At 70.5% G+C, this 8,977-nt stretch carries 10 protein-coding genes; all 10 read right to left on the minus strand.

The features are described 5' to 3' along the window. Positions 1–175, minus strand: a 175-nt coding sequence (locus AC08OO_RS13530; RefSeq protein ID WP_476618574.1) for an AMP-binding protein, incomplete at its 3' end; no start/stop codon positions are given. A 52-nt stretch (positions 176–227) separates the two neighbouring features. After that, on the minus strand, positions 228–452 hold the full coding sequence (locus AC08OO_RS13535) for an MbtH family protein (protein WP_035734592.1): 225 nt from the start codon (positions 450–452) through the stop codon (positions 228–230). A gap of 308 nt (positions 453–760) precedes the next feature. Further along, positions 761–2,086 (minus strand): aminotransferase-like domain-containing protein, encoded by a 1,326-nt coding sequence (locus AC08OO_RS13540; protein ID WP_476611346.1) that lies wholly within the window; start codon positions 2,084–2,086, stop codon positions 761–763. Continuing rightward, complete coding sequence (locus AC08OO_RS13545) at positions 2,086–2,964, minus strand: prephenate dehydrogenase (protein ID WP_476611345.1); 879 nt, start codon at positions 2,962–2,964, stop codon at positions 2,086–2,088. The genes AC08OO_RS13540 and AC08OO_RS13545 overlap by 1 nt, the downstream gene beginning before the upstream one ends. Before the next feature lie 24 nt (positions 2,965–2,988). Next, the gene (gene hppD, locus AC08OO_RS13550) at positions 2,989–4,056 is read right to left on the minus strand and encodes a 4-hydroxyphenylpyruvate dioxygenase (protein WP_476611344.1); all 1,068 of its coding nucleotides are present in this window, start codon (positions 4,054–4,056) and stop codon (positions 2,989–2,991) included. 135 nt (positions 4,057–4,191) lie between these two features. Further along, positions 4,192–4,989, minus strand: coding sequence for an enoyl-CoA-hydratase DpgD (gene dpgD, locus AC08OO_RS13555; protein ID WP_011436867.1), 798 nt, complete (start codon positions 4,987–4,989; stop codon positions 4,192–4,194). Further along, a complete protein-coding gene (dpgC, locus tag AC08OO_RS13560) occupies positions 4,986–6,284 on the minus strand; it encodes a (3,5-dihydroxyphenyl)acetyl-CoA 1,2-dioxygenase DpgC (protein WP_476611343.1) in 1,299 nt (432 codons plus the stop codon). Before dpgC ends, dpgD begins: the two co-directional genes overlap by 4 nt. Beyond that, positions 6,281–6,901 (minus strand): enoyl-CoA-hydratase DpgB, encoded by a 621-nt coding sequence (dpgB, locus tag AC08OO_RS13565; RefSeq protein ID WP_476611342.1) that lies wholly within the window; start codon positions 6,899–6,901, stop codon positions 6,281–6,283. Before dpgB ends, dpgC begins: the two co-directional genes overlap by 4 nt. A 14-nt stretch (positions 6,902–6,915) precedes the next feature. Beyond that, entirely contained in the window at positions 6,916–8,016 is a 1,101-nt protein-coding gene (dpgA, locus tag AC08OO_RS13570) for a 3,5-dihydroxyphenylacetyl-CoA synthase DpgA (RefSeq protein WP_476611341.1), read from the minus strand. Between the two features lie 70 nt (positions 8,017–8,086). Further along, positions 8,087–8,977, minus strand: an 891-nt coding sequence (locus AC08OO_RS13575) for an alpha/beta fold hydrolase (protein ID WP_476611340.1), incomplete at its 5' end; no start/stop codon positions are given.

Here is an 8,977-nt window from a genome sequence, read left to right on the forward strand (position 1 = left end):
CCCGTTCCGGCCCCACCCCCAAACCCACCAACAGACGAGCCAGCCGGTTCACCGCGGCATCCAACTCCGCATAGGTCAACCGCACATCCTCACAGACCACCGCCACCGCATCAGGCCGCGCGACCACCTGCGCCTGAAACATCTCCGGTAGTGTCAGGTCCGCAGTACCAGGCATCGACGTCCCCGCCTCATCCGTCCGGTATCGAGTGGTGCGGCGAGACCTGCCGTCAGTCGGCGGTCTCGTACTCCGCCATCTCCGCGATGAGGCTCTTGGGCCGCATGTCCGTCCAGTTCTCCTCGATGAAGTCCAGGCACGCCTTTCTGGAGTCCTCACCGTGGACGATGGACCAGCCTCCTGGAACCTCGGCGAAGACCGGCCAGAGCGAATACTGGCCTTCGTCGTTGACGAGCACGAAATAGCTGGCGGACTCGTCCTCGAAGGGATTGGTCATGACCATTACCTCTCTCCGTCGGCGACCATTTGGGGATAACGACTCATCCCACTGCAAGGTAACCGACCCGTGACGGGCAGAGCAAGGCGGTACCCGGCCAGATGTCCGATTCAGCAGTTGGACATCCGGCCCTGAAAATGTCCGCTCAGATTCGATGACCGAACGACACGCCTCGTCATCGTGCACGCCCGGTTCATAGGCTTCACCCGGCCAGCCGACCCATGGCCCCCGGTAACCGGATCGGTGCGGTAACCGGATCGGTGCGGTAACCGGATCACCCCGGTAACCGGATCGGTGCGGTAACCGGATCAGTGCGGCGGGTTGGCCTGCGACTCCACGAAGCCGACCAGCCGCGCGATGCCCTCCTCAATGTCGAAGCGGGTCAGGTAGCTGGTGGACAGCCGGATGCTGTGGTCGCCGCCGCCCTTCGGATAGAAGTAGGACATCGGCGTCCAGATAACCCCGAAGTCCTGCGCCGAACGGGTCAGCGCGGCATTGTCGGCACGGAACGGCACCCGCATGGTCAGGAAGAATCCGCCGCCGGGTGAGTTCCAGCTCACCCCGAGCTCGGCCCGCCGCTCGGCCGGCAGGTGCTTGTCCAGGCACTGCAGCATGGCGCGCATGGTGTCGCCGTAGTAGGCCGAGGTCTCGCCGTTCAGCTCGGAGATCCGGCCGTCGGCGGCGAGCAGTGCCCCGGCGATGGCGGCCTGGCTGAGCGGCGAGGTGTTCACCGTGACCATGCTCTTGATCTTGGCGAGGTCGTCGGCCAGCAGCCCGGTCCCTCCGGAGGCGTCCCGCACCACCTGGTCGGCGACCGCGAATCCGACGCGGGCCCCCGGGAAGACCGTCTTGGAGTAGGAGCCGAGGTGGATCACCCGGCGCGCCGGATCGAGCGACTTCAGCGTCGGCACCTGCGGGCCCGGGCTGACCAGCCGGTACGGGCTGTCCTCAAGGATCAGCAGGTCAAGGCGTACGGCCAGGTCGAGCAGCGCCCGCCGGGCCGGCAGCGGCATGGTCACCCCGGAGGGGTTGGAGTGGTCGGGGACCACGTAGACGGCCCTGACCCGGCGCCCGCGCGCCCGCTCGGCCGCGACCGCGGCCGCCAGATCGGCGCAGTGCAGCCCGTCCGCCCGTTCCTCGACCGGGGTCACCTCGATGTCCAACAGCCGGGCCGCGCCGGTGATCCCCACGTAGCACGGGCTGGAGACGACCAGCACGTCGCCCGGGTCCCGCATGAGCACCCGCAGCGCCAGGAACATCGCCTCCTGGCAGCCGACCGTGACCACGATGGACTCCGGCGGCACGTCGATGCCCTCGTCCACCCGGAGTGATTCGGCGATCAGCTTCCGGATCTGTCCGGCGGACGGGCCGTACTGGAACAGGGTGTCGCGGATCTGAGCCGGCGAGTCGCCCCGCTCGGCCAGGTGATCGAGATAACGCCGCACCTGCGTGAAGATCTGCTCGATGTCGAAGAAGCCGTCATAGGGCCGTCCAGGAGCGAACGAGATCGCCGTGGGGAAACGCACGGTGACCTCGTTGAGAAAGTTCATCGTGTCCATGACGGGATCGGCGACGCTGGAGTGCAGGTCTTCCTTGCGCAGGTCTTCCTTGCGCGGGTAATGGGTTGTCTCCATCAGCTGTCCTCCGCTTTCTGTGGATCGGGGATGCGACCGTGCCCGACCCGGCCGCGGACCAGCAGATCGGTGACGGCGGTGTTCCCCTCGGACCGCAGCGCCGAGGCCGTACGCGCCAGATCCCGCGCCACCTCGTCGAGCACGTCGGCGATCGGATGGGCGTTGGCCGACATGATGCCGAGCCACAGCCGCGGGTCGCCCGCCGCGATCCGGGTGACGTCGCGCGCACCCTGCCCGGTCAGCCTCATGATTGTCTCCGGGGTGTCCACGAAGCGGGCCGCCATCGCCGAGGCCACCACGTGCGGGGCGTGCGAGATCACCGCCATCGCCCGGTCGTGCTCGGCGGGATCCATCAGGACCGGCAGCGCGCCGCAGGCCCGCACCAGCGCGGTCACCGTGGCGACGGCGGCCGTGCCGGACTCGCCGGTGGGGCACAGTACCCAGGACCGGCCGCGGAACAGGCCGGCCCGGGCGGCCAGCGGCCCTGACCATTCCCTGCCGCCCAGGGGGTGGCCTCCGACGAAGGCCGTGAGGTCGCAGCCCAGCTTGGCGGCCTCGGCGATCGGTGCCTGCTTGACGCTGGCCACGTCGGTGTACACGTGGGCCACCTGGTGCTTCTGCGCGTCCCGCAGGGCGGCAGGCACGGCGGCGGGCGGTACGGCCAGCACCGCGAGGTCGGCGGGAGCGCCCCGGTAGGCGGCGGGTCCGCCGGGCAGCGCCACCCCGGCGCCGAGGCCCGCGGCGAGCCGCGCCGCCGCCGGATCGCGGTCGGTCAGCAGCACGTCGGCGCCGTGGTCGCGTACGGCCAGGGCGATCGAGGTGCCGATTAATCCGGCGCCGATGACGATGAGGCGCCGGGGCACGAGATCAGCTCCCACCTGCTCACTCCCCCAAGGCCGAGGTCAGGCGCTCTCGACGGCCCGTTGGCGTTCGACGGCCTCGTACAGGGCCTTGATGTTGTTGCTGCCGAACGTGTGGGCGCCGCGGCGGTCGATCAGCTCGTGGAAAAAGGTCCGCCTGGGGTGCCGGGACGCGGTGAAGATCTGCAGCATGACGCCGCCGTGGTCGCGATCGGCCAGGATATTGAGCTCACGCAGCGTCTCCACCGGGACGCCGACCGGGCCGAGCCGCGCCGGCAGCGCCTCGTAGTAGCTCGCCGGGGTGGTGAGGAACCGCACCCCGCGCTTCGCGCTGTCCCGGACCGCCGCCGTGATGTCGTCGGTGCGGAACGCGATGTGCTGGATTCCCGCCCCGCCATGCGAGCGGACGAACTCGTCGATCTGGCCGGGGGCGCGGGTGGTGTCCGGTTCTATGATGGTGAAGGTGACCTTGCCGGACGGGCTGCGCACCACCTGGGAGTCCATGGCCTGAGAGCCGACCACGATGCGCTCCTCGAAGGTCCGGGTGAAGCCGAACACGTCCCGATAGGCGCGTACGGTCGGGTGCAGTTCGCCGGCGGGCAGGCAGACCGCGACGTGGTCGATGGCCCTGAGCAGGCCTTCGTTGGAGCGGTCTGGGACGGTCTCCTCGATGAGGCCGGGCGAGAAGGGCCCCTCGACCGCCTCCCGGGAGGTGAAGCGGTGCTCCACGTCGCCGAACCCGGCCACCGACGCGAAGGTCACGCGGCAGCCCGGCGTTCCCAGGGTCTCGGGCGGCGTGACCGGCACCGCTCCACGATTCACCGCCTCGGCGAACGCGGCCTGCGCCTGGTCGACGGCGAAGCCGATGACCGCCACTCCGTCGCCGTGCCGACGGACGAACTCGGCGGCGCGGTGGTCGGAGCTGGTCGCGGCGGTGACGACGACAGTGATGTCGCACTGCCGCAGCAGCACCGACTCGCAGCCCTTGAGCCCGGTGCGCGGCCCGCCTCGGCCGGTGACGGTGAAACCGAAGGAATCGCACAGTTCGGCCGCAGCCTGCGCGGCGTCCTCGACGAACAGCTCAATGTGGTCGATCGAATGAATGTCCATTCTTGCCCCTCCGTTCGTTGCGCCTCGACGCGCTTTCCACCCCAGCCCGCTGGTTAACCGGAATGACGCCCACCCCCGATTACGGATTCTTTCCCCTGGACGACGCACCAGCGGTGGGCGGCGGACGGCGCGGGCTCAGCGGCCAGCCCATTCTGGGTCGCGTTTCTCGACGAACGCTCGGACCCCTTCCGCGGAGTCCAGGCTGTGCCGGCGCCGCTCTTCCCAGTGGTATCGGGCGGAGAATGCCTCCGGCAGCGGCATGTCGAGAGATCTGAGCACCACTTCCTTGATGGCGCGAACCGAGAGGGGGGCGCTTCTGATGATGTCGTCGGTCCACTCGGCGACGCAGCCGTCCAGCTCCGGGTAGGAAACCACGTCGTTGACCAGGCCGAACCGCAGTGCCGTCGCGGCGGTCATCCGGCGACCGGTGAGCAGATACCCCATCGCGGTCTTCAGCGGAAGCTGCCGGGCCAGCCGGAACGCGCCGCCGGCCCCGGGGATCAGGCCGAGCCGCGCCTCCGGCAGCCCGAAGACCGCGTGCTCGGCGGCAACGATGAGGTCGCAGGCCAGGGCCAGCTCGAACCCGCCACCCAGCGCGTACCCGTTGACCCGCGCGATCACCGGCTTGGACAGGGTGAAGCGCTCGGTAAGCCGGGGCCAGCCGGGCTGACCCCGGCTACCGAGGGAGGTGGCGGGCGTGCCTCGCTCGGTGAGCTCTGCCCGCTCCTTGAGGTCCTGGCCGACCGAGAAGGCCCGGTCGCCCGCGCCGGTCAGCACCGCCACCCACACCTCATCGTCGGCCTCCACGTCGTTCCAGATCGCGGCGAGCTCCTGGTGGGTCCGCTGGTCCAGCGCGTTGAACACCTCAGGCCGGTCGATCATGATGCTGGCCACGTGGCCCTTCTTCGCGTAGCGCACCCGCGGCTCGTTCATGCGAGGCTCCCGGCGAATCGGCCGACCTTGTCGATGACATCCTGATCATGAAGCCGTAGCGCCTGCTGCAGCACGAACTCGGCCACGAAGCGGCGGAACTCCGCCACAGGTTCCTCGGCGAGGTTCAGCATCCGCCGGTTGGCGACCACCGCCGGCCCGTCGAGCCGGGCCACGCTCCGGTCGACAGCGGCGTCCAGCTCGTGCGGCTCGACGACCTCGTCGAGCACGCACCGGGCCGCGGGCTCGGTCGCCCAGATGCGGCGGCCGCCCAGGATGACCTGGCGGGCCAGCCGTGGCCCGGCGCACCGGCTGAGCCGCAGCGCCGAGACCCCGGGAATGATGCCCTCCCGCGTGGCCGGAAGGCTGAAGTAGGAGTCGGCCGCGGCCAGGACATGATCGAAGACCAGCAGGAGCTGGGCCCCGCCGCCGATGGCGAAGGTGTCCACGGCGGCCACCCACGGCTTCTCGATCACGCCACCGCGCCAGGTCGCATCCTCTCCGGCGATCAGACCTCTGACGATCTTTCTGATGTAGCCGAGCTCGCGACGCAGCAGGAACCCGACCAGCGAGATCTCACCGGCGTGCAGGCGCTTGAGGTTGATGCCCACGCTGAACACCCGCCGGCCCCGGTAGCGCGGATGGCTCATCTCCCCGCCGCGCAGCAGCCCCACCCGGACGGCCGGGTCGAGCAGGGCCAGGTCGACGACGGTCTCCATGTCCTCGACCTGCTGCTCGTCCTCGGCGTTCAGGCAGTCGTCGCGGCACATGGTGAGGTGGGCCACCCCGTCGCGCCGGTCCAGGCGTACCGTCTCCAGCCGCAGCGAACCGGTGCGGCGGAACTCGGGCAGCAGCGCCAGCGCGCGCGGGGTCGGGTGCAGCATCGAGTCGAGCAGGTGCGGACCGGACAGCGGCGAGCGCAGCACCGCCCGCAGGAAGATGCCCTGGTCGATCTCGCGCCCTTCCTTGTTTCTTTGCGGCCGCTCGCGTTCCACGGCGAGTTGCCCGGCGGTGGGCACCAGGCCGGGGACCGCGGTCGCGGCCGCCTCGACCAGCTCACCGAGCCGCAGCCTGCTGGTGCGGCCGGCCGTGAGCCGGTCGTACACCTGGTCGGCATGCGCGTCCATGAACCGGACCCGCAGCAGGCGGATCCCGTCCACCACGGCGGCGGCCTCGGCCCGCTGCTCGGATGAGCGCGCCACGGGCTCGGGCAACGCGCCGAGCCGTTCCTCGGCGCGCTCGGCCGCCTCGGCCAGAGCCTTCTCCGCCCGCTGCGGGGCGGCGACCCCGGCCGTCATGATGCCGCCCCGCGGCGCAGCGCACGGTCGTAGGCGGCCAGGTGGGCACCGAGCGCTTCCTCGAAGCTCGTGGTGTTCGCATCGAACATCAGCTGCCGTCTGATCGCCAGCTCCCGCCCGGGGAAGGCTTCCACCGGCACGCCCTCCGGATCGTCGGACAGTTCGTCGAGCAGCCCGAGCCGCAGCGCCTCGACGGCGTCGATCGGCGCGCCGAACATCACCGCCCGGCGAGCCGCGGCGGTCCCTACCTGCTGGACGAGCCGGTAGAGGGCCATCCCGGGCCAGGTGGCCCCGCCGTCGGTCATGACGAGCAGCCGAGTGCCGGGGGTGGCCAGGCGCACGTCGGTGGCCAGGAGTACGTCGAGTGCCGTCCCGCCACAGTCCCCCGAGGCGATGGCGACCGTCGTCGCGGACTGCCGCTCCAGCCGGCGCAGCGCCCGCTCCCACTTGGTCACGAGACCGACGGTCAGGTTCTCGGGCACCCCGCCGCGCGGGGCTCCCGACACGTGGGCGACCAGGGCTGCGGTCCCGCCGGAGTCCTCCACCCGGTCGCAGACCTCGGCGACCCGGCGGACCGACTCGGCCGACAACGGCTGGGTGCCGTCGATCCTCAGCACGATCTCCTTCGCCCTCACCACTGGACCAACGCCATCTCGATGGTGGAGCCGGGCCCCATCGCCATCAGCACCCCGTGGTCACCGGGACGGGTAACGCCCTCCTGGCACAGCCGCTCATAGGAGAACAGGAAGGAGCCGCTGGACACGTTCCCGTAGTCACGCAGGACTCCGGTGGTGTGCCGGACGTCGTGGCGGGTGAGCCCGAGATTGACCACGACCGCGTCGATGACTTTCTTCCCGCCCGAGTGCACCAGCCAGTAGGCGATGTCGCTGCGCCGCAGGCCGGTGCCCGCCAGCAGTCGGTCGGCGACCAGCTCGGCGTGCGCGCCCACCACGTAGGGGATCTGCGGGTCGAGGAAGAAGCTGAACCGTCCCTGGTCGCGGTCCCAGTCGTAGCGCATGGCGTCGATCGCGTCGGTGATGACGCAGCTCGCGAACTTCAGAACGCGCGCCCCCGGACCCGGCGTGCCGGCGACCATGGCCACCGCGGCGGCACCGTCGCCGAACAAGCTGTTGACCACGGCCGTGCGCATCGTGGAGTCCAGCGTGTACGCCGCCGAGCACGCCTCGACGCACAGCACGACAGAGAGCTCTCCCGGGTGTGCCGCCGACCAGCCGGCCACCACGTTGAGCGCGTTCAGGCCCGCGTTGCAGCCCATGCCGACGATGTCGCTGCGGCTGCAGTGCCGGTCGATGCCCAGCTCGCGGATGATCAGTGCGCTGAGCCCCGGGACGAGGAATCCGGTCGAGGTCACGCAGCACAGGTGGCCCAAGTCGGCCAGCTCGGCGCCGGCGTCCTTCAGACAGGCGGTGAGGGCCTCGATCCCCATGCCGACGGCGAGCCGCTTGTGCTTGTCCAGCAGGTCGCCCTGCGGCTCGCAGACCCGGCGGCCGGCGGCGTCGGCCGGGGGCAAGGTGAGGTGGCGCCGATCGATCGCGCTGTTGAGGAAGACCGAGCGGACCCTGGGATCCGTCACGCCCAGGATGTCGAGCAGCTCCCGCTGGGTGTACGACGTGGCGGTCACCGCGGTCCCGACACCCGCGATCCTGGCGATCGGCCGGACGTGCGGGAGCGCTGCGGCCGGGGGCTCCGGCCGGTCGAGGCTGATGGTCATCGGAAGGTCCATCCCCACATGCGCGGCTTGCTACGGAGGAGCGGTCGAATGCTTGTCGTCGGCACCTTTCTCACCTCTCGTGTCGTGCCAGCTTCTCGGTGATCACCCGTGCGATCTCCGCGAGATGTTCTGCCTGCATGAGCTCCTGGTGGGCTCCTGAGATTTCGTGACCGTCGATCCGCCCGTCGACGTAGGGCCGCCACAGGGTGGGCGCCTCGGCTGCGGGCTGGGAGGGCAACCGGTCAAGCAGCGCGACGAACAGCAGCAGGTCGCCGTGCAGGACGTCCGGAGTGAACTCCGCGCCCAGTCTCATGGTGTTGTCGAGCACCGAGCGGATCCTGCGCAGCCGCTCGCCGTCGACGTCCCCGCCGTCGACGTCCCCACGGCCGACGTCCCCACGGCCGACGAGCTGCTCGATCATCCGGTCCAGCCGCTGGTCCATCTTCCCGCGGACCTTCGGCATGACCTCCCGGCCGTCATCCGACCGGCTCCGTACGGCGGTGGAGGCGGGATAGCCGTCGAGAATCGCCAGAAGGCCGACCTGCTCGCCCCGTGCCTGGATGTGGGTGGCGAGGGCATGGGCGACCACCCCGCCCAGCGACCAGCCGAGCAGGTGGTAGGGGCCGGTGGGCTGGACGGACCGGATCCGTTCGAAGTAGTCGGCCGCCATGTCCGCCACGGTCCGCGGCAACGGCTCGGTCCGGGCCAGGCCTCGTGCCTGGAGGCCGTAGATGGGCAGGTCAGCGGGTAGGTGGTCGGCCAGGCCCGTGTAGCGCCAACTGATGCCCTCCACCGGGTGGACGCAGAACAGCGCGGGCCGGGTCCCCTCGGTGCGGATCGGCAGCAGGACGTCGAAGTCGTCGCCCTCGCCGCGGGTCTCCAGGGATGCCGCGACACCGGCCGGGGTGGGTCCGGCGAACAGCGTGCGGACGTTCAGCTCGGTGCCCAACACCTCCCGGAT

Source organism: Frankia sp. CeCAU1 (assembly GCF_977971845.1).